1 protein-coding gene is annotated in these 392 nt (G+C 68.4%); it reads right to left on the bottom strand.

The features are described 5' to 3' along the window. A partial coding sequence (locus UCMB321_RS28390) for a condensation domain-containing protein (RefSeq protein ID WP_040072020.1) occupies positions 1 to 392 on the bottom strand: 392 nt, incomplete at both ends.

The raw sequence follows: 392 nt of genomic DNA, 5'->3' as shown, positions 1-392 counted from the left end.
GGTGATGGCCTTGATCCGGGCCAACAGCTGGTCGACGCGATGGTGGGCCTGGACATCGACCCGCAGGGCCAGGGTGTTGACGAAGAAGCCGATCAACCCTTCGGTTTCCTGGCGCGGGCGGTTGGCGACCGGGGTCCCGATCACCACTTCCGGCTGGTTGCTCAGGCGCGAGAGCAGGATCGACCAGGCGCCGAGCAGGGTCATGAACGGCGTCAGGCCCTGTTGCTGGCTGAACTGGCGCAGCCTGGCGCTCAGCCCGGCCGGGAGTTCCAGTGCCAGGGTGGCGCCGAGGTAGCTCTGCACCTGCGGCCGTGGATGGTCGGTCGGCAGTTCCAGCAGGCCCGGTGCACCGCCGAGGTGTTCGCTCCAGAAACGGGTCTGGGCTTGCAGGC

It is taken from the genome of Pseudomonas batumici, from assembly GCF_000820515.1.
Taxonomy (GTDB): domain Bacteria; phylum Pseudomonadota; class Gammaproteobacteria; order Pseudomonadales; family Pseudomonadaceae; genus Aquipseudomonas; species Aquipseudomonas batumici.
The sequence above is the reverse complement of the archived record's forward strand: the minus strand, read 5'-3'. Positions and strand labels throughout refer to the sequence as shown.